This is a genomic window from Pseudoduganella lurida (assembly GCF_007830455.1).
GTDB lineage: Bacteria > Pseudomonadota > Gammaproteobacteria > Burkholderiales > Burkholderiaceae_D > Rugamonas > Rugamonas lurida.
Genome location: NZ_VLLB01000002.1, coordinates 180509 through 204172, shown reverse-complemented (window position 1 = coordinate 204172; position 23664 = coordinate 180509). Strand labels below are relative to the sequence as shown.

The window sequence follows — 23664 nt, the reverse complement described above, 5'->3', positions numbered from 1 at the left end:
TGGTGGTCCAACTTCTTGCGGGACGATCATGAGCCAACATCTGTACGACATTCCGCTGCGGCGGCTGGAAGGCGGGGCGGCCACGCTGGGCGAGTACCGGGGCAAGGTGCTGCTGGTGGTGAACGTGGCATCGCAATGCGGCCTGACGCCGCAGTACACGGGGCTCGAAGCCCTGTTCGGCAAATACGAGGAGCGCGGCCTTGTCGTGCTGGGCTTTCCCAGCAACGACTTCGGCGCGCAGGAACCGGGCACGTCGGAAGAGATCCACGATTTCTGCCAGCGCAACTACGGCGTGCGCTTCCCCATGTTCGAGAAGATCCCCGTCAACGGCAACAGCCGCCATCCGCTGTACGAGGAGCTGATCGCCGAACAGCCGGCCGCACAGCCGGCGGCCGGCGGCCAGCTGCTCGCCAAGCTGAAGGAGCATGGCCTGCAGCCGAAGGCGGCGACGGACGTGATGTGGAACTTCGAGAAGTTCGTGGTGGGCCGCGACGGCAAGGTCATCGCGCGTTTCGCACCGGATGTGCTGCCGGACGACCAGGCGCTCGTCGCCGCGATCGAGGCGGCGCTGGGCTGAGCTGCCGGGCCGTCAGCCGGCGGCCCCCATCATCGGCGTGATCGCCTTCATGATCTGCAGGATCGCCGGTCCCAGCAGCACCAGCAGCAGGCTGGGGAAAATGAAGAAGATCAGCGGGAACAGCAGCTTCGTCGCGATCTTGGCCGCCTGTTCTTCCACCATCTGGCGGCGGCGCGTGCGCAGCTGTTCCGACTGCACGCGCAGCGCCACGCCCACGCTGGTGCCGAAGCGGTCCGCCTGGATCAGCATCTTCGCCAGTGCATCCACGTCCTCCACGCCGGTGCGCAGCGCCAGGTTGCGCAGTGCCTTGTCCTTCGCGCTGCCGGCGCGCAGTTCCAGGGTGACGAGCTGCAGTTCGTCGGCCAGCACCGGGCTCTTCAGGCCGATTTCGGCGCCCACGCGGGACAGCGCCGCATCCATCGCCAGGCCTGCTTCCACGCACACGGTCATCAGGTCCAGCGCATCGGGGAACGACTCGAAGATCTCGCGCTGGCGCAGCGCGATGCGGCGCTTCAGGACCAGGTCGGGCAGGTAGTACCCCACGGCGGCGGCAATGACCAGCCAGAACAGCATGATGCTGCTGTCGCGCTGCGGATCCGCGCGCAGCACCAGCCAGGCGATCAGCGGCAGGCCGACGGTGAGGGCGGTTTTCCCCGCATGGAACAGGCCCGGCGTCGATGGCGCCCGCCAGCCCGCATTGATGAAGCGGCGGCGCACGGGCGAGTTCTCCCAGCCGTCCGCCGGCACCGACAGCTTGGCCAATGGCGCGGCCAGCTGCGACAGGCGCGCCAGCCAGTCCTCGCCGCGGGGCGCGGCCGTCTCGCGTTCGTCCAGGGCGGACAGGCGGCCCTTGACGGGGTCGCGGGTGAGCAGCAGCATCGCCAGCGCGACGACACAGAAGATCACGACGAACAGGCCGGCCAGGATAACGATTTGCATGGGGTTCATTGGAGAATCCTAGACGCGGATGCGCACGATCTTGCGGATCGAGAAAACGCCGATCAGCATCATGACGGCGCACGCGCCGACCATCTTGCGGCCGCCCGGGTCCGTGACGAGCAGGAGGATGGAGTCGGGACTCGTGAGGTACATGGCCAGGCCGGCGCCGAACGGCAGCAGGCACAGGATCCATGCCGACATGCGGCCCTCGGCGGACAGGATGCGCACCTGGCCCTGCAGGCGGTGCCGGTCGCGGATGATGCTGCTGATGGAGGTCAGCAGCTCCGTCAGGTTGCCGCCCGTCTCGCGCTGGATCAGCACGGCCACCACGAAGTACTGCAGGTCCATGCTGGGCACGCGTCCCGCCAGGTTGTTGAGCGCATCGCCCATGCCGATGCCGAAATTGACCTCGTCGAAGGCGGCCTTGAACTCTTCGCCGAGCGGCGCGTCCATCTCGTCGCCGACCAGTTTCAGCGCGGTGGGGAAGGCATGGCCGGCGCGCATCGCGCGGCTCATCATGTCCAGCGCTTCCGGCAGCTGGCGCTCGAAGCGGGCCAGGCGGGCATCGCGCGCGCGCGTCAGCTGCAGCAGCGGCAGGCCGGCACCGGCCAGGCCCAGGGCCGCCACGGCGATGCCGGGCAGCGCCAGGAACAGTCCGCCCAGCAGGCCGGCCAGGAAGCCGGTGCCGCAGTAGGCCAGCAGCCGCGCCACCAGGTAGCGTGCGCCGGCCTGCACCAGCATGCGGTCCAGCACGAGCGTTCCCGGCAGGCGGCGCAGCAGCACGTCCATCTCGGGACTGTCGCTGAGGCGGCGGGCCTTGACGATGGTCACGTCGGACTGGCGCACCTCGCCCCCGATGATGTTGCGCAGGCGGCGCGCCACCCGTTCCGCTTCCGGATCGCGGTGCGCGGCCCAGCCGGTCCAGACGCCCCAGACCAGCAGCATCACGGCCGCGAACAGCAGCGCGACGAACAGCACGAACGTCAGGTTCATCGCACGATTTCCCGACCGTGTTCGATCTTCGGCTCGAACACTTGCGGCGACAGGTGCACGCCGAAGGTGCGCAGGCGTTCGGCAAAGCGGGGCCGCACGCCGCTGGCGCTGAAGTGGCCGAGCACCGTGCCGTCTTCGGCCACGCCGGTCTGCTTGTACGAGAAGATTTCCTGCATCGTGATGACATCGCCTTCCATGCCCGTCACCTCCGAGATCGACAGCACCTTGCGCTTGCCGTCGGTGAGGCGCGAGACCTGCACGACGACGCCCACGGCGGAGCTGATCTGCTGGCGCATGGCGCGCGGCGGCAGGTTGCCGGCGGCCATGCTGACCATGTTTTCCAGGCGCGTGAGCGCGTCGCGTGGCGTGTTGGCGTGGATGGTGGCCATCGAGCCTTCGTGGCCCGTGTTCATGGCGCCCAGCATGTCCAGCGCTTCGGCACCACGGACTTCACCCAGGATGATGCGGTCCGGGCGCATCCGCAGTGCATTGCGCACCAGCGCGCGCTGGCTCACTTCGCCCTTGCCCTCGATATTGGCGGGCCGCGTTTCCAGGCGCACCACGTGCGGCTGCTGCAGCTGCAGCTCGGCGGCATCTTCCACCGTCACGATGCGTTCGGTCTGGTTGATGAAGCCGGAGATCACGTTCAGCATCGTGGTCTTGCCGCTGCCCGTGCCGCCCGAGATCAGGATGTTGACCTTTGCCTTGCCCAGGCCCTGCAGCACTTCGGCCATGTCGGCCGTCACGCTGCCGTAGGAGACCAGGTCGGCCAGGCGCAGCGGATCGGCCGAGAAGCGGCGGATCGACATCACGGGACCGTCGATCGCCAGCGGCGGAATGATGGCGTTGACGCGCGAGCCGTCCGGCAGGCGCGCATCGACCATCGGGCTCGATTCGTCGATGCGGCGGCCCACGCGCGAGACGATCTTGTCGATGATCTTCATCAGGTGGGCATCGTCCGTGAAGGTCACGTCCGTCAGTTCCAGCTTGCCGCGCCGCTCCACGTACACCTGCTTGTGCGTGTTGACCAGGATGTCGGAGACGGTCGGATCTTCCAGCAGCGGCTCCAGCGGGCCGAAGCCCAGCATCTCGTTCTGGATGTCGCGCGTGAGCGTCTTGCGTTCGGCGTCGTTGATGACGACCATCTCTTCTTCGAGCAGGCGCTCCACCAGCAGGCGCAGCTCCTGGCGGATCTGGTCCGGCGTCAGGCGCTGCATGCTTTCCAGGTCGATGCGGTCCAGCAGCGCCTCGTGGATGCGGCTTTTGAGCTGGTGATAGGCGCGGTTGTCGATCGGGCCGCGCTGGGCCGTGGCGCGCGGCGTGCCGCTGCCGAGGCGTTCGCGCAGGGAGGAGGAGGGCATGTTCATCGTGGGGTCTCGCTAGGTCGGGCTTGCCCGTATCAGGCCGCGGGCGCCGCGGCGCGGCGGCCGAACAGCCGCGACATCATGCCGGCACCCTTCTGGGGGGCCGTTTCGCCGGTGAGCGTGCGCGCCATGTCGGCCAGCGCGGCCGACAGCGGGCTGTCCGGCGCCAGCCGCGTGATCGGCACGCCCTGGTTGACGGACTTCGCCGCCGCATCGTAGTGGTTCGGCATGGTGCGCAGCGCCGTCGTCTCGAACGCATCCTCCAGGTCCTTCAGGCGGATGTCGCTGTTCTTGTCGTGGCGGTTGACGATCAGCTCGACCTTGTCCTTGCCGTAGTCCAGGTTGCGGAACACGGTCAGCAGGCGCTTGCCGTCGCGGATGTACGGCAGCGTCATCTGCAGCACCGGATAGATGGTGTCCGCATGGTCCAGCGCGCGGATGCTCACGGGGTCCAGGCTGCGGCCCACGTCCAGCACGATGAAGTCGTACTGACGGCGCGCCAGCTTGACGATCGCGTCGATGTGTTCGGGCTTCACGTCGCTGGCATGGGCCGGATCGGACGGCGCGGCCAGCACGCTGTAGTTCGGCGTCACGCTGACCATGCTCGAGGCCAGGAACGACGGGTCGAGGCGGTGGATCTGGGTGGCGACATCGGACAGCGTGGCCAGCGGTTTGACGTCGGAGACGAACAGCGAGGCGTCGCCGAACTGCAGGTTCATGTCGATCAGCGCCACGCGCTTGCTGCCGCCCGCCGACAGCGCGTACGCCAGGTTGGTGGCCAGGAACGTGGAACCGCTGCCGCCCTTGCAGGAAATGAACGCCAGCACCCGGCCGTTGGCGCCGCCCTGGTTGCCCAGCTTCTCGGCAATGCGGTCCAGCGCCTGTGCCAGCACGGCCAGGGCCGGGGCAGCGGGCAGCACTTCGCGCACGCCGGCACGCATGGCGCGCAGCAGGAATTCCTGGGACAGGTCGCTCGACAGCACGATGAAGGCCATGCGCGGGAACAGGTGGCCCAGCCGTTCCAGCTGGTCCAGGTCACCTTCTTCGGCGCGCGGCTGGTCCACCACCAGCACATCGGGCACGGCCTCGTCGGCCAGCGTGGTCAGGCGCTCGGGGGTACCGGCGATCATGTCCACCTCGTCGGCGCCGGGGCGCGAACGCAACTGGCGGGCCAGCTCGATCAGGTGGCGGTCGTCGCGCGACAGGACTGCAATTTTCATGGGTGGTTCCTTACTTGCCGAAGCCGGAGCCGACCATGGCGCTGCCATTCTGCGGCGTGGGCGACTCGTACGAGCGCTGGTAGTTGGCGTAGCCGGCAACGGCGGGCCCGGCTTCGGTGCCGCCCGGCTCGTGCGGCTGCGGCGGCACGATCTGGCTGGCCATGACGGCGCGCACGGTGTGGCCGTTGGCGGAGCGTTCCGGCGCGGCGCAACCGGCGAGGGCCACGCTCATTGCCAGTGCCAGCGTGGTGGCGGAGTGGAGATGCTTCATGGGGTTTCCTTCACGTCTTTGGCGGCGTCGGGGCGTGCCTTGCCTTCCTGCTGTCCGCCCAGCAGGAACTCGTTGCGCGTCGGCTGCACGTAGTCGTCCGTCGGCAGGCGCGGCTGCGCCGGCAGCGGCTTGGCCAGGTGCGGCGTCACGATGAACACGAGCTCCGAGCGGTCGTTCTGGAAGTCGCTGCTGCGGAACAGGGTGCCCAGCACCGGCACGTCGCCGAGGAAGGGGAAGCGCTTGATATTGCTGGTCACGTTGTTGCGTATCAGGCCGCCGATGGCGAAGCTCTCCCCATCCTGCAGCTGCACGGTGGTGCTGGCGCGGCGCGTGGTGAACGCCGGCAGGATCGCGGTGGCGTTCGACGTCGAGGTACTGAGGCCGATGCCTTCGCGGTTCAGCTCCGAGACTTCCGGCGCCACGCGCAGGTTGATGCGCCCGCCCGCCAGCACGGTCGGCATGAACTTCACGGCCACGCCGTATTCCTTTTCTTCCAGCGTGATGGTGGGTATGCCGCTGGAATTGTTCTGGGCCACGGGGATGAAGATCTTGCCGCCGGCGAGGAAGCTGGCCTCCTGGCCGCTGATGGCCATCACGGTCGGCTCGGCCAGGATTTTCACGAGGCCGTCGCGCTTCTCGCCGTCGATCATCAGGCGGGCCGACGCGGTGGCGGCGTTCTTCACGGCGCCCAGCGTGTTGCCCGTGTCGGCCAGCAGGCTGGAGAGGATGCCGTACGTCCAGCTGCCATTGGTCTTCGAGTAACCGAGGCTGGCACCCAGCTGGTCCACCAGCGACTTGGATACCTCGGCGATCTTCACCTCCAGCAGCACCTGCTGCGGCGCCGCGATCTGCAGCATGTTCAGCACCTTGGGCGCCGATGCCGATGCCGATGGTGCTGCCGACGCCGCACCGGCCGGGGTAAGCGTGAGGGTGAGGCCACCGGCCGGCGGCGAACCTGCGCCGGCAGCCGGTGCGCCGGCCGCCTGCGTGCCGGCTTCCTGGAACGCCGTCGCCAGGGCCATCAGGGAAGCCGCCGTTGGCGCGTCGCTGACCACGCCGGACAGCACCAGCGCATTGCCGGCGCTGCCGATATGGATGTCCTTCTCGGCCGGGAACAGCGCGTCGAACTGGGTACGCAGCGGCGCGGTGTCGATGGTGACGGCGATGTCGAACACGGTGGAGCGCTTGTCGCGGGTCGACACGATCAGGTTGGTCGTGCCCACGCTGCGCGCCACGATGACCACTTCCGTTGCATTCGGCACCACCACGTTGGCGATGTCCGGCGCGCCGACGGTGACCTGCGCAGCCGGCGTGCAGAAGCGCTTCAGCATGGACTTGCCGCGCACCAGTTCCAGGCGCTGCACGGTCTCGCCGCGGCCCAGCAGGTCGATGCAGTCCGTCGCCGCGGCCGGTTTCGCCGTCATCACGGGCGCGGCCGGCGCGGCTTTCGCCGCCAGGCTGGCGTTCGCTGCCAGCGCCAGTGCGCAGGCCAGCAGGGTTTTATTGTAAGCGTGCGTCATGGTCTCAATGGAATGCTTGCGGTGCGGCGTCGAGGCCGCGGATCACGAGGACACCTTCGCTCGCGCGGGGAGCGGGAACGGAGGCCGGCGTGGCGGGACGGGCAGGGGCTTCGCTGCGCGCCGGCGCGGCCACGACCGCTTTCTGCGGCGGCAGGCCGAGCACGGATTCGCGCGTGGCGCCCGTGGTATTGGCCGGCTGCGGGTCGATCTGGTTGCGCAGCACGAGCGACAGCGAACCGATGCTGCGTGCCAGGTCGAGCTTCTCCACCTGGTCGGGCGTCAGTTCCAGCGTCACGGCATTGACGACCTTCGGCTTCGTGTCGTCGCGGTTCGATTCCTGCGCCACGGCCAGCACCACGATCCGCTCCAGCACGATCTTCGAGATCGGCTGCTGCTGCATGCCGTTGTCGCCACCCTGGCCCTGCAGGTTGACGAGGATGTCCACGTAGTTGCCCGGCAGCGCGAAGCCGGCCACGCCGACCACGTCGTTGACGCGCACCGTCATGGCCCGCTTGCCGGCACCGACGACGGCGGACAGGCCGCCCGTGGTGCCCGGCGGCGCCAGTTTCGTTTCCAGCACGGGTTCGCTGCGACCGATGTCGGTGCGCGTGATGCGGCCTTCCAGCAGCTTCGGATCCGTGATGGCGCCGGCCGGCACGGCGCCGGCCGGCCATTCGACCAGCTGCACGCTGGCAGCCGTCAGTCGGCTGCCCTGGCCGATATCGGCAGCGGCCACCGCAACGCGCGTGCCGGCGGCACCCTGGTCGCCCATCCATTTCGCGGCCACCAGCACCGCGCCCAGCGCCAGCAGCAGCGCCACGCCGATGATCAGCAGTGATTTAGAATTTCGCACGCGTGTTCTCCATGAGGTTTCCGTTGTCCATCGTGCCGCGTTCGCGGCGTTCCAGTTCCAGTGCGACGCCGGCCTGGCCGGCTGCCGCGAAATAGTTTTCCCACGCCCAGTCCAGCGTGCGCCGGCTCAGTTCCGCAGGGCGGTCTTCGTAGCGCGCCAGGTCGCGCAGCTGGCGCACCAGGTCGCGCGGATAGCAGGCCAGCAGCGGCACGCCGCGCTGCGCATGGCAGTCCAGCAGGTAGCCGAAGACCTCGGCATCGAACGCCACGCCGGCGCCGGCGCAGGCCTGGCGGAACAGCTGGGCGTATTCGTCGGTCGAGGCGGGCGGTACCTCGATCTTGTAGCCGAGGCGGCGCAGGAAGGCGCCATCGGACAGGCGGTGCGGCACGAAGTTCGACGAGAACACCACGATCACGTCGAACGGCACCTGGAAGGTGTGGCCCGTGTGCAGCGTGAGGTAGTCGACGTTGCGGTCCATCGGCACGATCCAGCGGTTCATCAGCGCTTCCGGCGAGCAGCGCTGGCGGCCCAGGTCGTCGATGATGAAGATGCCGTTGTTCGACTTCAGGTGCGGGGGCGCCTGGTACATGCGGGTGTGCGGATCGAAGCGCAGGTCCAGCATGTCCAGCGTCAGTTCGCCGCCGGCCAGCGCGGCAGGGCGGCGCACGCCGCGCACCCAGCGCATGTCCGGCGCGCTGCCGCGGTCCAGGCCCAGGCTGGCAGCGACGGTATCGTGTTCGGCCAGGTGCTGCACGGCGTCGAAGAAGGGAATGACTTCGCCGTCCACCATCAGCGCGTGCGGCACGGCGATGGTGCCGGTCAGCAGGTCGCGCAGGCGTTCGGCCAGGTAGGTCTTGCCGCTGCCGGCCAGGCCGTGCAGGAACAGCGCGCGGCCGGAATTCATCGCCGAACCCAGTTGCGCCAGCACGTGCGGGTTGGCGACGATGCCGCCGAACGCCGCGGCCATGTGGGCGCGCGTGACCTGCACGCCGGCCACGCTCTGCGCCGCCACCTGCGCCGTGTAGGCGGCCAGCGTGACGGGTGCCGGACCGGCGTAGGCATTGCGGCCCAGCGCCGCGGCGGCGCGCAGGCGGCCCGTTTCCGTCAGCAGGTAGGAGATGTCGGCATCCGTGCCGCTACTGCCGATGCGCACGACCTCGCACAGCTTCTCGGCGCGCAGGAACACGATCAGCGGATCGATCACGCTGACATTGAGTTTCAAGTGCGCGGCCAGTTCGGCCAGGCGCAGCTGGCCGCGCTGGTGCAGCACCTTGGCCAGCAGCTCGGCCAGGAACAGGAACGGCAGGCCGGTGTCATCGACGGTGCGCGGCGCGCGCGCATCGGCCGGGGCCATCGGCGGGTTCGGCAGGCTCACGCTCACAGCGGCAGCTCCCCGAAGACGCGCAGCCACAGCACGCAGGCCAGCGCGCCGGTGGCGATGGCCACCGCGTAGGGCAGCCGACCGCTTGCCGCGGTGGGCACGGGGATCGCGCCATGCACGCCGGACAGCGTGGCATGCAGCGCCGTGTGCACCGTATTGCCCACCAGGCTGCGCAGCCGGCGCTGCCTGCCCGCCACGGCCAGTGCCAGCACGGCGCCGGCCAGCAGCGTGACGACGGTGACGGCGAGGATCTGGCCGGCACCCACGAAGGCGCCAACCATCGCCAGCATCTTCACGTCGCCGGCACCCATCATGCGCAGCGCGTACAGCGGCAGCAGGAAGGCCAGGCCCAATGCGAAACCGCCCAGCGCGGACAGCACGCCCAGCCCGCCCATCGGTGTGCCGAACAGCCCGTCGCCCGCCGGCAGCAGCGCATGCAGCGCGATCGCGAGCAGCGCGCCGGGCAGCACGACCGCATTCGGAATGCGGCGCGCGCGCAGGTCGTGCCAGACGGCGGCAGCGAGCAGTGCGCACAGGAGGATCAGCGGGAGCAGGGTCATGATGGATTCGGTTCAAACGAAAAATCCGGAGCGGGCGAACCCGTTCCGGACTGGTGCCCCTGCGGGAGCGGGGCGGGAATACGGCGATTACGTGATCTTGATCTTGGCAGCCAGGGCCGTGAAGGAGTCCGACAGGCCGCTGCCCAGCGCCTTGGCGCCCACCAGCATGACCACGGCGATGACGGCTGCCAGCAGTGCGTATTCGATGGCGGTGACGCCGTCTTCGTCCTTGATGAAGTTTTTGATGAAGTTCATGTTGATTCCTTTGAGTTGATTGGCTGGGCGGTGCCGGCGCATTGCCGCCGATTCACCGCCGATGCATTGCTTGTTTATGCGCTCGTCCATGCGGCCATGACCGCGATGAAGCTGACGACTGCCACGAGAGCCCCGAGGACCACGTACGACATCATCGGGCTTCCCTTGCGTTCGTAATGCTGCTCGGGGAATTCTTCTCTGTCGTACACGTTTGCTCCTGTCGGTTGCCTTCGCGCCGCATGTTCGATGCGCAGCGCATGAACAGAATCTTACGCACCGGCCCGCACCGCCACATCCGTCAAAACTCCCTTTTTGCGTGGGACTTGCGGCCGTGGCGGCCTGGGACTTATGTCCTACGGCCCGCCATTTGCGTCGCTTGCGCCGAGGCCATTGCGGGTGGCGTACACATACAGTTCCAGGCGATTGGCCACGTCCAGCTTCTGGTAGATCGCGGTCAGATGGTTGCGCAGCGTGCGCTCCGAGATGAAGGCGCGTTCGGCCAGTTCCTTGTTCAATGCGCCGTTGCCCTGCACGATCATGCCGATCACTTCGCGCTCGCGCGCCGTCAGCGAGGCAATGCGCTGCGCTTCCGGGCTGGCGGGCGCCGGCGGCGCAGCGGGTGTCATCAGCTGGCCGAGCAGCGCCTGCATCAGCGACTGGTCGAGCCACAGCTCGCCGCCCGCGACCTTGCGCACGGCAGCCAGCACATCCTCGGTGGGCGCTTCCTTGCTGACCACGCCGCGCGCGCCGAGGCGCACCGCGCCCGTCAGCGTGGCCTGGTCGCGGTTGGCGGACAGGATCACCACCTTCGTCGCGCCGTTGGCCAGCAGGGCCGGCAGGAAGTCCAGCGAGCTGCTGCCCTTCAGGTCCAGGTCCAGCAGCACGATGTCGGGCCGGTGCTGTTCGCACAGTGCCACGGCTTCCGTGCCGGCGCTGGCGCTGGCCACCAGTTCGAAGGCGGGGGCTTCGGCCTGGATCAGCCGTTCCAGGCCCCACAGCATGGTCTTGTGATCGTCGACCAGCATGATGCGGATGGCCATGTTTGCTCCTGAATTCGGGTCGGGTCAGATGGGAACGCGGATGCGCAGCAGGGTCTGGTAGCGGCCGGCATCGACGGCAAGCTGGCCGCCCATCGCTGCCACGCGCTCGGCGATCGAGACGGGCAGGAAGGGGGCCGTCGCGCGGCTGGCCGGATTGGCGATATCGATCGCCAGCTGGCTGCCGTCCAGGGCCAGTGCCACCGTGGCGCTGCGCGCATCCGTGTGCTTGCAGATGTTGCTGATGCCTTCGCTGACGATCTGGAACACCTCGGCCGCCATGCGGTCGTTGATGGCCGGCGCGGTGGCGGCATCGAGCGTGACCTCGACGTCGTAGAACGCCGAGACCTTGCCGAGATGCCGGCGCAGCGCGAACAGCAGTTCCGGTTCCTGCTGGCGGCCGTTCTTGAAGCTGTGCGCGAACTGGCGCATGTCGGCGATCACCTCGGTGCACATCGCGGTCAGCCGGTCCAGGTCGGGACTGACGGCATTGTCGTCGCCGGCCTGGCTGCGGATCGCCGCCACGGCATGGCGCAGGCCGATGTAGGGCTGGATCGTGCTGTCGTGCAGGTCGCGCGCGATGGTCTGCCGTTCGCGGAACGCCGCTTCGGAGGCCAGGCGGTCCAGCAGGTCGATCGTCTCGATGACGGGGAAGGCCTGGTGCACGATGTGGCTCAGGAAGGTGGCATCGGCGCGGCGCAGGCGGTGTCCTGCCGTGATGAACATGCGGCCTGACCCCTTGCGCAGCGGCAGCGCGGTGCTGATGAAGAACTCCGTGTCGAGCAGGTCGGCGATGCCGGCGCAGGTGGCCGGATCGATGGCGCACCAGCCGGTCTGGCCGGCCGGCAGCCGCACGGCGCGCGCGGGCACGAAGCGGCGCGCGAGGCCGTGGTACAGCACCGCGCCATCGCCCAGCCCGAGCAGCGGCAGCACGGCATCCTCGCGCATCGTGTTGCGGCTGACGGCGCGGCCCGTTTCCGGATGGTGCACCGTGTTGAGCATCCAGCGCCCGCCGGCATCTTGCATCAGCAGCACGCAGGTGCTGCCGCCGTAGAAGCGCAGCGCTTTTTCCATCAGCGAGTCCAGCGTGTGCTGCACGCCGAAGCGGGGGTTGGAGAGGAAGCTGACATCGCGCAGCAGCGCCAGGCGCCGGCGCTGGTCGACCGCCAGGCCGCCCCAGTAGGCGATCATGTAGCCCAGGCCCAGCACGAACGTGGCGCGCAGGAGCAGCAGCTGGATGTTGACCAGCCCGTGCGCGCACAGGGTAGCGACGATCACGGCAGCGGCGGAGCCGAGCGTGAGGCGCGCGCCGTAGTCGAAGCCGCGCCGGAACGAGGCGGCCAGGATCGCAAAGAAGAAGAACGAGAAGAACGGGCTGCGTGCGCCGCCCGTCGCGAACACCATCAGGCCGTACCAGGCGATGTCGATCCAGTACACCACGCCGCCATGCCAGAAGCCGGCGCGCAGCGCCACGGACAGCAGGATGACGCTGTGCAGCGCATAGGCAACGAAGATCAGCCAGGCCCACGGACCCTCGCGCAGCACGCCGAAAGGACCGATGTACAGCGTCAGCAGGGCGGAGACGGCGAGCAGCACCCGCATGCCGAACACCATCCACGCCTCGGCACCGGGAGCGGCGCTGCGCTGCCCGGCCAGGCTGCCCGTCGTGACGGCCTCCGGGGCGACGGCACCGGTCAGGTACTGGGTCCAGCGCTGCAAGGGAATGTCGATCATGTCTTGGATTTAACCTTCGTTGTTCCAGCCCGACAGCTTGAAGAATGAGATTTGTTAAACCCCACCGCAAGCATTGTTGCCATGTAGAATCGTTAGCTTAATGCATGCGCAGTCAAAAAACGGTAAAAATAGCAAATGATTATTAAATCTCGTCAGTCTGGCGCCACAATTGTCGAAATGGCGATCGTGGCGCCGGTATTCATCCTGCTGCTGCTGGCAATCGTCGAGTTCAGCATGATGTTCTTCGCGCAGCTGTCGATGCAGTACGCGGTGCGCGAGGCCACCCGCTATGCCATCACGGGGCAGAGCAATCTCGATCCCAACAGCAGCAACCAGCAGCGCTACGCCGCCGTGGTGCAGAAGATGAAGGACAGTTCGCTGGGCATGTACGGCAAGGTCGCGCCGGTGATCTCGGTGAACGGCACGTCCTATGCGCCGGCCAGCTACAGCAACGGCATGTTCGGTGCGGCCGGTGCGCTGATCGTGGTGCAGATGGACTGCGACTGGACCTTCACGACGCCGATCATTTCAAAGCTGTTCACGAACGGGAAGTACCACTTCGTGGTGGCCGCCACCATGCGCAACGAGCAATTCCCATGAGGCTGCCGATGACCAACCGCCGGGGCCAACGGGGCGTCGCGGCCGTCGAGCTCGCGCTGCTGCTGCCGATGCTGGTGTTCCTGCTGTTCTGCATGATCGAGGCGGCCAGGGCCCTGCAGGCCAACTTCATCGTCATCAACCTGAGCCGCGAGGGCGCCAATCTCGCCGCGCGGGGCAGCGTGCCGCTCGACACCAACAGCCAGGACCTCATCTATGCGCTGATGGCCAGCGCGCCGCCGCTGGACGTGAACAAGAAGGGCATGGTGTACATCACCCGCGTGATGGGGGTTGTCAGCGGTGGTGTGTCGCGCAGCGTGATCGTGGATCAGTACCGCTGGGACGATGCCGCGCGCGGTCTCGGCTACCGCAACAGCGGCTACGCGCCCGACAGCAAGATCTACAACTGCAGCGGCTGGAATGCAGGCATGTGCACCAGTATCAGCAGCAGCTCGCGTCCGGCGTCGACGGTGATGAGCGGCCAGCTCGACGATGGCGAGGTCGTGTACGTGGTCGAGACCTTCTTCAAGTTCACGCCGCTGCTCACGACCGGCCTGAACCTGCCCACGTTCGGGCCCAACCTGTATTCGATGACGATTTTCTGACATGCACCCAACTTATCAACGACAGCGCGGCGCGATCGCCGTCATGGTGGCCGTGTCCATGCTCGTCCTCATCGCCGCGGTCGGCCTGGTGGTCGATGGCGGGCTGGCCTACATGGTCAAGGCGCGCCTGAATGCGGCGGTCGATTCGGCGGCGCTGGCGGCGGCGCGTGCCGTTCCGGCCGGGAACAACCAGGCCGAGCAGATCGCCAGCGCGCAGGCTGCTGCGGCGCAATTTTTTGCCGCGAACATCTCGGATGGTTACCTGCTGTCGAAGCCCAAACTGCTCAGTACCAGCGTCGTGTTCGACGGCGGCACGGCCATCATCGATGTCAAGGCCGAAGCGCCCATGCCGGTGTCGCTGATGCGGGTTCTGGGATTCACATCGATGACGCCCGCGGCTGCGGCGCAGACGATTCGCAAGGATCTGGACATGGCGTTCGTGGTGGATACCTCGAGTTCACTCAGGTCGGCAGGGACTGGCGTGAAGACCGCCGCCAAGAGCTTCCTGAATAAATTCAATGTCACACAGGATCGTGTGAGCCTGATCCATTTTGCGACCGGCGCCGAAATCGACAACGCGTTCAAGGGCACCAGCCGCGGCTTCGATCGCGCCTCGATGCTTCGTAACATCGACGGACTGAGTTTCGATGGCCCTACTGCCTCGCCGGAAGGGATGTGGAACGCGCGCGAGCAGCTTAATGGCATTCCGCTCGTGAATCGTTCCAGCCTGCGCGTGATTGTCTTCTTTTCGGACGGTTTGCCGAACACGTTCGCGTCGTATCTCACCTTTAAGAACGGTGCCTGCAATACCGCCGGCAGTTTCAATTATGTGGAAGGGCTGTTCCGCCTGGACGACAGCGCCAGAAACTCTGTTACGGATCCCAACTGCGCGATACGGAACTACCTTGCTGACTATGTGAGCGCACTGCCGGACTGGTACAACGGCCACGCTGCCAGCGCAAAAGATACCAGCCGGCGCGAGTTCAGGGTCGCCGGAGGCACTCCGCGAACGGTCACTTCCAGCCTGACCCGTTCGAATGGGACCACCCTCGTAACCCGCGCCGCACGTAATCTTGCCGAAGCGATCGCACAGAAGGCCAGGGAAGAGGGGATCTTTGTCTTCACCTTGGGAATGGGATCGGAACTGCGCGATACCGATGATGTCGACGGCGAAATCGGCGAAAACATCCTCAAATGCATGGCGAACACGCCGGACAGCCTGTCGCGCTGCTACAAGCCGGCCCAGCCCGTCGGCATGTATTGCTACGCCGCCACCGAAGCCGACCTCACGCCATGCTTCTCCCGCCTGGCCTCGGCGATCCTGCGCATCTCCAAGTAAGCGCTGATCAGCTGCCTTTCACCGTGGCCACGACGAGCGGTTCCGCCGGCGTGGTGGCCACCCCGTCACCGCCACCCGCCAGCACCCTGCGCGCAGTCTCGACATCGAGCGTGCGCTCCCAGCGCGCGACGGCAATCGTCGCCACGCCATTGCCGACCAAATTCGTCAGCGCGCGCGACTCGTTCAGGAAGCGGTCCACGCCCAGCAGCAGCACCAGTCCCTCGACGGGAATCCGGTGCATCGACGCCAGCGTGGCGGCCAGCGCCACGAAGCCGGCACCGGCCACGCCGGCCGATCCCTTCGACGTGAACAGCAGCACGCCCAGCAGCACGACCTGGTCCCACAGCGACAGGTCGATGTTGAGCGCCTGCGCGATGAACAGCGCCGCCATCGTCAGGTAGATCGCCGTGCCGTCCGCGTTGAACGCATAACCGGTCGGCAGCACCAGGCCGGCGACCGGTTTCGGGATGCCCATCTTCTCCAGCTTCACCAGCATCTGCGGCAGCACCGCCTCGGTGGACGCCGTGCCGAGCGTGACGAGCAGCTCGTCCTTTATGTAGCGCAAAAACTGGAAGATCGAGAGGCCGCAGAAGCGCATCACGGTGCCCAGCACCACGAAGATGAACAGGGCGGAAGTGAGGTACAGGCACAGGATCAGTTCTCCGAACGAGACCAGCGTGCCGATGCCGTACTTCCCGACCGTGAACGCCATGCCGCCCAGCGCGCCGAGCGGCGCCACGTACATGGCGATGCGCACCACGCCGAACATCCCCTGCAAAAACATGTCCAGCATGTCGACGAACGGCTCGACGGGCTTGCCGAGCCGCGCCAGCGCGATCGCCAGCAGCATCGAGAACAGGATGATGGGCATCATGTCGCCGTTGGCAAACGCGCCGACCACGCTGTTCGGCACGAGGTTGAGAAGAAAATCCAGCGCGCCGCCCTGCTGGTGCGCCTTGGCGGCGTAGGTCGCCACCGACGATCCGTCCAGGTGGGCAGGGTCGATGTTCATGCCGTGGCCCGGCCGGATCACGTTGACGACGACCAGGCCGATCGCCAGCGCGAACGTCGACGCGATCTCGAAATACACCACGGCCTTCAGGCCCACGCGGCCGGCCGCATGGATATTGTTCATGCGCGCGATGCCGACCACGATGGACGCGAAGATGATCGGCGCCAGCAGCATCTTGATCAGCTTGATGAACAGGTCGCCCAGGGGTTTCAATTGGGTGCCGAAGTCCGGCTGGAAGTGGCCGATGAGGATGCCGGCAACGATCGCCACCAGCACTTGCACGTACAGTTTCGAGAGGTGTTTTCGCATGGTTGTCTCCGGTTGCGAATCTGTCCTGCAACGGCACGCATGACCGACGGGGATGCCTCGTGAGCGTCCCGATGGCCATGGCCGTGCCATTCAATGTGTTCGGGACCGCGCCTCTTCTGCCTGCGGGCGCTGTGGTCCGGGCGGTCAGGCGGAAAGGGCCTGCATGACGCTGTACAGGTCCGCCTTGCCTTCGAAGCCGATGCCCGGCAGGTCCGGCATCGTGATGTAGCCGTTGTCGACCTTGACGCCGTCCGGGAAGCCGCCGAACGGCTGGAACAGGTCCGGATACGATTCGTTGCCGCCCAGGCCCAGGCCGGCCGCAATGTTCAGCGACATCTGGTGGCCGCCGTGCGGAATGCAGCGCGCCGGTGACCAGCCATGCTCGCGCAGCATGTCGAGCGTGCGCAGGTATTCCACCAGGCCGTACGACAGCGCGCAGTCGAACTGCAGCCAGTCGCGGTCCGCGCGCATGCCGCCGTAGCGGATCAGGTTGCGCGCATCCTGCATCGAGAACAGGTCTTCGCCGGTCGCCATCGGGTTCGGGTAGTAGTTGCGCAGCGTGGCCTGCAGTTCGAAGTCCAGCGGATCGCCCGGTTCCTCGTACCAGAACAGGTCGTATTGCGACAGCGCCTTGGCATATTGCACGGCCGTGTCGAGATCGAAGCGGCCGTTGGCATCGACCGCCAGCTTCTGGCCATCGCCCAGCACGGAGAGGATCGAATCGATGCGGCGCAGGTCTTCGTCCAGCGAGGCGCCGCCGATCTTCTTCTTGACCACCGTGTAGCCCCGGTCGATGTAGCTCTTCATCTCGTCCTTCAGCTTCTGGTGATCCTGGCCCGGGTAGTAGTAGCCGCCGGCCGCGTAGACGAAGATCTTGCGGTCCGGCTGGCCGTTGCCGTAGCGGTCCGCCAGCAGCTGGAACAGCGGCTTGCCTTCGATCTTGGCCACTGCATCCCACACCGCCATGTCGATGGTGCCGATCGCCACCGAGCGCTCGCCGTGGCCGCCCGGCTTTTCGTTGGTGAACATCGTGTTCCAGATCCGGTGCGGATCGAGGTTGGTGCCGGCATCGTTCACCAGCGACGCGGGATCGGCTTCCAGGATGCGGGGGATGAAGCGCTCGCGCATCAGCGTGCCCTGGCCGTAGCGCCCGTTCGAGTTGAAGCCGTAGCCGACCACCGGCTTGCCGTCGCGGATCACGTCCGTGATCACGGCCACGAGGCTCAGCGTCATCTTGGAAAAGTCGATGTAGGCGTTGCGGATGGGCGAGCTGATGGGAAGGGTTTTTTCGCGGATTTCTACGATTTTCACGGTCTGTCTCCTGGCGGGATTGGGAACGAAGGCGGCTGGTGCGCCTTGGATGCCCGTAGATTAAGCCAGTGACAGCCGTCTATAATTTCCTAACAGTGAATTCTCAAGTGAAAATAGATGAAGAACGACGCCACCGCCGACATGCAGCTGTTCACGCTGATCGCCCGCCACGGCAGCCTGGCCGCCGCGGCCCGCGCCGTGGACCTGACGCCGCCGGCCGCGACGAAACGCCTGGCGGCGCTGGAAAGCCGCCTGGGTGTGCGCCTGCTGAACCGCACCACGCGCAGCCTCAGTCTTACCAGCGAAGGCGAAACCTATCTGCAGCATGCCACGCGCATCCTGGCCGAGATCCGCGAGATGGAGGATGCCGTGTCGCAGGGCCGTGCCACGCCGCGCGGGCTGCTGCGCGTGAACGCCACGCTGGGCTTCGGCCGCACGGCGATCGCGCCGCTGGTGTCGGCCTTCTCGGCGCGCTATCCGGAGGTGGAAGTGCAGATGGAAGTGACGGACCGCCCGATCGACCTGGTGGACAGCGGCTTCGATCTCGCCATCCGCTTCGGTGCGCTGCCGGATAAACGGCTGAACGCGCGCCGCATCCTGTCGAACCGGCGCTTCCTGTGCGCCTCGCCCGGCTACCTGGAACGGCACGGCACGCCGGCTACCCTGGCGGACCTGGCGCAGCACCGCTGCATCACCCACCGCCAGAACGACGACGCCTATGGCATCTGGCGCTTCCTCCACCACGACCACACGGAGGTGGTGAAGGTGCACGGCATGTTGTCCAGCAATGACGGCGACATCGTGCTGGGCTGGGCGCTCGATGGCCACGGCATCCTGATCCGCTCCGAATGGGACCTGGCGAAGTACCTCGACAGCGGCCGCCTGCGCATCGTGCTGCCCGAATTCACGCTGCCCGACGCCGACCTGTTCGTGTATTACCCGAGCCGCCGCAACCAGACCATCCGGGCACGGGCCTTCATCGATTTCCTCGTCGAGCATTTTCGCGCGCCAGTGTGAGCGATGCGCGGTCCGATACCGGAACCCATATCATTCCGATCATAAAAACGATCACGCTGCCGAAAAGGCCGGGCCTATACTCTGGCCTTTCCGCCTTTCGCCAAACTCAAGAAGGAACGCCACCCGATGCTTCGTCAAGCCCGTCCTGCTCTCGTTCTTGCCAGCCTCCTTGCCACCAGCGCCTTCGCCGCCCAGCCGGCCTGGCAGGACGATGCCTGGGCGCTCCCCGTGGTGGCTGACGATGGCGTGCACCTGACCATCAGCGACGACGGCGAAGCGTGGCGCGACACGGGCCGCGTGCTGGTCAAGGCGGCGCCCGGCGCGACGCTGGCCGATCCACGGCTGACGCGCGGGCCGGACGGCATCTTCCAGCTCGAATGGCGTGCGGGGCAGGGCGGCGCCTACACGCAGTCGACGGACCTGGTGAACTGGAGCGAGCCGCAGCCCATGCCCGGGACCCCCAGCGGCACGGCCGGTAAATTGTGGGTGCCGCCCTGGCTGGTGAAGGAGATGCTGGCCGCGCAGCCCACGGTGACGGCGCCGCCGCGGCCCGCGCCGCCGCCCGCGCTGGAAGGCTTTACGGCCGACCCGTCGATCCGCGTGTTCGGCGACACCTACTACCTGTACCCCACGTCCGACAAGCCGCACTGGCAGACCACCGATTTCTCGGTGTGGTCGTCGAAGAACCTCGTCGAGTGGAAGAAGGAACGCATGGTGCTGGACGTGGCGCATGACGTGAAGTGGGCGAATATCGAAGCCTGGGCGCCGGATGCCATCGAGCGCAATGGCAAGTACTACTTCTACTTCTGCGCGCAGGGGCAGATCGGCGTGGCGGTCGGCGACAGCCCGCTCGGGCCCTTCAAGGATGCGCTGGGCAAGCCGCTGGTCGGCAAGGGCATGGGCATCCAGTCGAACACCATCGATCCGTATCCCTTCATCGATGCCGACGGCCAGGCCTATCTGTACTGGGGCAACGGCAAGCTGGCCAATGTCGTCAAGCTCAAGGCCGACATGGTCACGGTGGACGGTCCGGTGGCCACCATCGCATTGCGCGATTTCCGCGAAGGGATCGTGGTCTTCCGGCGCGCCGGCAAGTTCTACTTCATGTGGTCGATCGACGATGCGCGCAGCCCGAACTACCGGGTGGGCTGGGGCACGGCCGATTCGCCGCTCGGCCCGGTGCGTTCGCCGGAGAGCGGCTTCATCGTGCTGCAGCGGCATGGCGCGGCGGTGGGCACGGCGCACCACAGCGTCGTCAACGTGCCGGGCACGGACCGCTGGTACGCGGCCTATCACCGCCACGCGCTGCCGGTCGGTGGCGGCTACCAGCGCCAGACGGTGCTGGCGCGGATGACGTTCGATGGCGCCGGCAAGATCGAGCCGATGGACCCGCTGGCCGTGCCGTTCAAGCCGGGCGACACGGGCGAACCGATCGTGGGCGGCAAGGGCGCACCGGGTGCCTGAGCCGGCCACGCCTGCCGATGACCTCTTTACAGGGCCGACTGTCGGTTGGCAAGTGAGGTGTCGTGTATTGGCGTATTTGCAACAGCGTGGCAAAAAACCAACCTGTTTATGGTAACGTCGTCATGCTGCCGGCTGTCCTGTTCAATGGTGCGGACGGGTGGGTTGGCAGCCGGAGGGAAGCGTCAAAACAAGATGAGCCGTCACGCCAGCACCGACGGACTCGCGCAATTAAAAATAAAACCAAAGGAGACAACGGAAACATGAAAGCCAAGCTCAGCAAGACCGTCCTGGCCGCGCTCATCGCGGAAATGTGCCTGCCGCTGTACGTGCATGCGCAAACGGCGGATACCCCCGCAGTCGACGATTCGGCCCGCGTGGTCGTCAGCGGCATCCGCGCCTCGCTGGCCTCGTCGCTGAACACCAAGCGCATGCAGGAAGGCGTCGTCGATGCCGTGTCCGCCGAGGATGCGGGCAAGTTCCCGGACACGAACATCGCCGAGTCGCTGCAGCGCGTGACGGGCGTGCAGATCCAGCGCAACAACGGCGAAGGCCGCTATATCTCGGTGCGTGGCCTGGGCCCCGAATTCAACAACGTGCTGGTCAACGGCCGCACGCTCACCAGCGATACGGGCGGCCGCGAGTTCTCGTTCGACCTGCTGTCCTCGGACCTGATCTCGAAGGTCCTGGTGTTCAAGACCTCGCAGCCGTTCCTGCCCGAAGGCGGTATCGGTTCGACGGTGGACATCCAGACGGCGCGTCCGCTGTCCGGCAAGGCCGGCCACACCTCCGTCGTCAACGTCTCGCACTCGTATGACACGAATTCGAAGGAGCACACGCCGAACCTGGCCGGCATGTACTCGTTCGCCAATGCCGACAAGACGTTCGGTGTGACGGCCTCCCTGTCGTACACGGACCGCGCCTCGCGCCAGTACAAGGCGGTGACGGACGACTGGCTGTACCGCGATGTCGACGTCATCAACGGCAACCTGAGCTCGGTGGGCCTGACGCCGGCCAACGTGACGACGAAGAAGCTGTACATGCCGCAGAGTTACGGCTTCCAGGAAGAACGCGAAACGCGCAAGCGCGTGGTCGGCAACGTGACGGTGCAGTACAACCCCACGCCGGACTGGAAGATGACGGCCGATGCGCTGTATTCCCGTCTCGACCAGCGCAACTCGGTGATCGCGGTCAGCGACTGGATCAACCCCGTGCAGCTGGGCGTGGCGACGGATTCGAACAACCAGATCACCAGCCTGCTGCGGCCCGGTTCCGCGTTCTACGCGAACAACCCGGCGATTGCCGGTCCCGGCAAGCTGCTGGGCGAAGCCAATTCGAACGACATGATCGTCAAGGGCGGCGACCGCCTGTCCGAAACCAAGGCGTTCGGCCTGAACTCGAAGTGGAACCTGGGCGAGGAGTGGAAGCTCGAAGGCGACCTGTCGCACTCGCGCACGACGTCGAAGTCGCCGAACATGTGGATCGTGGCCGGCTTCGTGCCGAAGAACGGCGACGTGCTCACCTTCGACGGCATGCCGACCGTGACCTTCGGCGACAACATCGCCGATCCGACGGCGGTGCGCGCCCACGCCGTGTCGTACGGCGACATCCGCAACTTCGACACGCTCAACGAAGGCCGCGCCAACCTGTCGTGGAACCACGAGATCGGCGCCTTCAAGGGCATCGACACGGGCCTGGCCTATTCGCAGCGCGAAGTGGAACGCACCTCGTGGAACAACGATGCTTGGAATACCTTCAGCGGCTACCACGTGGGCCTGCCATCGTCGCTGTTCACCGTCACGCCCTTCGAGGGCAAGTTCGCCGGTGCGCCGGCCAACTACCTGCGCTTCGATCCGTACCAGTACATGGCCTACCTGAACCAGCCTTCCGTGGTGGCGCAGTCGAACGATCCGGCCCTGTACCTGAACCCGCAGGAGTATCCGGGCGGTCCGATGGCGATCGAATGGAACAACCCGTCGATGTGGCGCGTGAAGGAGAAGGTGTCGAGCTTCTTCGTCGATTCGAAGTGGGAAGGCTCGCGCTGGTCGGCCAATGCCGGCATGCGCGTGGTGCACGTGAGTTCGACCTCCACCGGCATCAGCCGCGAGCTGCTGTCGGCCACCAAGAGCCCGAACGACACCACGTACATCCTGAACTGGGGCACGGCGCAGACCAACTCGGTGAGCAACAGCTACAACAGCTTCCTGCCATCGGCGAACCTGAAGTTCGACCTGACGCCGGAAATGCTGCTGCGCTTTGCCGCATCGAAGACGGAAACCCGTCCGACCCTCAGCCAGATGGGCGTGGAGAACACCTACGGCGGCCGCTATGGCGACGTGCAGACGGGCGGCGGCAACCCGTACCTGAAGCCCATGCGCTCGAAGAACTTCGACGTGTCGTGGGAATGGTACCTGTCGCGCACCAACTACGTGAGTGCGGCCGTGTTCTACAAGGACGTCTCGGACTTCCTGGAAACCACGCTGGTCGACCTGCGCATTCCGCAGTATGACGAGGTGGTGCACGACACGCGCGTGCGCAACGGCCAGAAGGGCAAGATCAAGGGGGCCGAAATCGCCGGCCAGTACGCCTTCGATACGCTGGCCCCGTGGCTGCGCGGCTTCGGCGTCTCCGCCAACTTCACCTACGTCGATGCCAGCGCCCAGCGCGCGGCGGGCACGCCGGCCTGCGGCTATCCGGGCCTGTCGCGCCAGTCGTACAACGGTTCGCTGTTCTACGAGAACGAGAAGTTCCAGGCGCGGGCCAGCTACAACTGGCGCAACCACTTCTCCGTCAGCTGCGGCGGCGGCAGCACGCTGCCCCGCACCCGTGATGCATATGGCCAGCTCGATGCCAGCCTGCGCTACAACCTCACGGACACGATCGCCATCTACGCCGATGCGATCAACATGACGAACGAGAAGATGCATGAGTACGCGGAGATCGAAAGCCGCTTCCTGACCCTGGAAGACGTGGGCCGCCGCTACAACGCGGGCGTGCGGATCGCTTTCTAAGACGGGACGTTCCGGTCGGGCCCTGTCCTTCGCAGCAGCACGCTGCGGCGGGCGGGGCCCGTTTTCATTGGTACCCGCGGCGTTAACCCGCGCTTAACGTGTTCTTTACCTGCCGTTGCACCCCGTGCCGCTATCGTTGCGGTTTGCCCGGCAGGAGGTGGTCGTGAGGTTTTTCGGTATCGGCGTGGCGGTGGCGGCATTGCTTGCCCTGAGCGGCAAGCGCGAGGCGGCGTTCTGGGCCGCGGCCATCGGGCTGGCCGCGATGCTACTCGATGTGGCGATCGACTGAGTCAGCGGG

At 66.5% G+C, this 23664-nt stretch carries 22 protein-coding genes; 8 read left to right on the top strand and 14 right to left on the bottom strand.

The features are described 5' to 3' along the window. The first annotated feature begins 28 nt into the window (after positions 1–28). Positions 29–577, top strand: a complete 549-nt coding sequence (locus IP91_RS07615; protein ID WP_145648266.1) for a glutathione peroxidase — start codon at positions 29–31, stop codon at positions 575–577. Positions 578–589: 12 nt separating this feature from the next. On the opposite strand, the gene IP91_RS07610 is transcribed toward IP91_RS07615, so the two are convergent. The 12 genes from IP91_RS07610 to IP91_RS07555 form a co-directional block, all read right to left on the bottom strand. Beyond that, positions 590–1525 carry a type II secretion system F family protein gene (locus IP91_RS07610; RefSeq protein WP_145648264.1) on the bottom strand — a complete coding sequence of 312 codons (936 nt, stop codon included), beginning with the start codon at positions 1523–1525 and terminating at the stop codon, positions 590–592. Between the two features lie 9 nt (positions 1526–1534). Continuing rightward, entirely contained in the window at positions 1535–2509 is a 975-nt protein-coding gene (locus tag IP91_RS07605; RefSeq protein ID WP_145648262.1) for a type II secretion system F family protein, read from the bottom strand. Then, positions 2506–3876: a TadA family conjugal transfer-associated ATPase gene (locus IP91_RS07600; RefSeq protein WP_145648260.1), complete on the bottom strand. Its 1371-nt coding sequence runs from the start codon at positions 3874–3876 to the stop codon at positions 2506–2508. Before IP91_RS07600 ends, IP91_RS07605 begins: the two co-directional genes overlap by 4 nt. A 32-nt stretch (positions 3877–3908) precedes the next feature. Then, complete coding sequence (locus IP91_RS07595; protein WP_145648258.1) at positions 3909–5093, bottom strand: CpaE/TadZ family protein; 1185 nt, start codon at positions 5091–5093, stop codon at positions 3909–3911. Between the two features lie 10 nt (positions 5094–5103). Continuing rightward, on the bottom strand, positions 5104–5364 hold the full coding sequence (locus IP91_RS07590; protein WP_145648256.1) for a hypothetical protein: 261 nt from the start codon (positions 5362–5364) through the stop codon (positions 5104–5106). Beyond that, positions 5361–6884 (bottom strand): type II and III secretion system protein family protein, encoded by a 1524-nt coding sequence (locus IP91_RS07585; protein ID WP_145648253.1) that lies wholly within the window; start codon positions 6882–6884, stop codon positions 5361–5363. Before IP91_RS07585 ends, IP91_RS07590 begins: the two co-directional genes overlap by 4 nt. A gap of 4 nt (positions 6885–6888) precedes the next feature. Then, positions 6889–7737, bottom strand: coding sequence for a Flp pilus assembly protein CpaB (gene cpaB, locus IP91_RS07580; protein ID WP_145648251.1), 849 nt, complete (start codon positions 7735–7737; stop codon positions 6889–6891). After that, a complete protein-coding gene (locus tag IP91_RS07575; protein ID WP_229474076.1) occupies positions 7724–9112 on the bottom strand; it encodes a DUF8689 domain-containing protein in 1389 nt (462 codons plus the stop codon). Before IP91_RS07575 ends, cpaB begins: the two co-directional genes overlap by 14 nt. Before the next feature lie 2 nt (positions 9113–9114). Further along, positions 9115–9678, bottom strand: a complete 564-nt coding sequence (locus tag IP91_RS07570; RefSeq protein ID WP_145648249.1) for an A24 family peptidase — start codon at positions 9676–9678, stop codon at positions 9115–9117. An 87-nt stretch (positions 9679–9765) separates the two neighbouring features. Next, positions 9766–9933 carry a Flp family type IVb pilin gene (locus IP91_RS07565; protein ID WP_145648247.1) on the bottom strand — a complete coding sequence of 56 codons (168 nt, stop codon included), beginning with the start codon at positions 9931–9933 and terminating at the stop codon, positions 9766–9768. A 353-nt stretch (positions 9934–10286) separates the two neighbouring features. Continuing rightward, positions 10287–10973, bottom strand: a complete 687-nt coding sequence (locus IP91_RS07560; protein ID WP_145648245.1) for a response regulator — start codon at positions 10971–10973, stop codon at positions 10287–10289. Positions 10974–10997: 24 nt separating this feature from the next. Continuing rightward, positions 10998–12704, bottom strand: coding sequence for a sensor histidine kinase (locus IP91_RS07555; protein WP_145648243.1), 1707 nt, complete (start codon positions 12702–12704; stop codon positions 10998–11000). Between the two features lie 135 nt (positions 12705–12839). Here IP91_RS07555 and IP91_RS07550 point away from each other — a divergent pair, with 135 nt between their 5' ends. From IP91_RS07550 to IP91_RS07540, 3 genes are read left to right on the top strand one after another with little or no spacing between them, the layout of a single operon-like run. Beyond that, positions 12840–13304, top strand: a complete 465-nt coding sequence (locus tag IP91_RS07550) for a TadE/TadG family type IV pilus assembly protein (RefSeq protein ID WP_145648242.1) — start codon at positions 12840–12842, stop codon at positions 13302–13304. An 8-nt stretch (positions 13305–13312) separates the two neighbouring features. Then, entirely contained in the window at positions 13313–13906 is a 594-nt protein-coding gene (locus tag IP91_RS07545) for a TadE/TadG family type IV pilus assembly protein (RefSeq protein ID WP_158643108.1), read from the top strand. 1 nt (position 13907) lies between these two features. Continuing rightward, positions 13908–15245: a VWA domain-containing protein gene (locus IP91_RS07540; protein WP_145648239.1), complete on the top strand. Its 1338-nt coding sequence runs from the start codon at positions 13908–13910 to the stop codon at positions 15243–15245. Positions 15246–15252: 7 nt separating this feature from the next. Here IP91_RS07540 and dctA read toward each other — a convergent pair whose 3' ends face one another. Further along, on the bottom strand, positions 15253–16566 hold the full coding sequence (gene dctA / locus IP91_RS07535; RefSeq protein WP_145648237.1) for a C4-dicarboxylate transporter DctA: 1314 nt from the start codon (positions 16564–16566) through the stop codon (positions 15253–15255). A gap of 144 nt (positions 16567–16710) precedes the next feature. After that, on the bottom strand, positions 16711–17877 hold the full coding sequence (locus IP91_RS07530; RefSeq protein WP_145648235.1) for a mandelate racemase/muconate lactonizing enzyme family protein: 1167 nt from the start codon (positions 17875–17877) through the stop codon (positions 16711–16713). A 117-nt stretch (positions 17878–17994) separates the two neighbouring features. On the opposite strand from IP91_RS07530, the gene IP91_RS07525 reads away from it, so the two are divergent. From IP91_RS07525 to IP91_RS26625, 4 genes are all read left to right on the top strand, one after another. Next, positions 17995–18894: a LysR family transcriptional regulator gene (locus IP91_RS07525; protein WP_145648233.1), complete on the top strand. Its 900-nt coding sequence runs from the start codon at positions 17995–17997 to the stop codon at positions 18892–18894. 126 nt (positions 18895–19020) lie between these two features. Beyond that, complete coding sequence (locus IP91_RS07520; RefSeq protein ID WP_145648231.1) at positions 19021–20358, top strand: family 43 glycosylhydrolase; 1338 nt, start codon at positions 19021–19023, stop codon at positions 20356–20358. Between the two features lie 260 nt (positions 20359–20618). After that, positions 20619–23366 (top strand): TonB-dependent receptor, encoded by a 2748-nt coding sequence (locus IP91_RS07515; protein ID WP_145648229.1) that lies wholly within the window; start codon positions 20619–20621, stop codon positions 23364–23366. A gap of 163 nt (positions 23367–23529) precedes the next feature. Further along, positions 23530–23655 (top strand): hypothetical protein, encoded by a 126-nt coding sequence (locus IP91_RS26625; protein ID WP_259772444.1) that lies wholly within the window; start codon positions 23530–23532, stop codon positions 23653–23655. Positions 23656–23664: the final 9 nt, after the last annotated feature.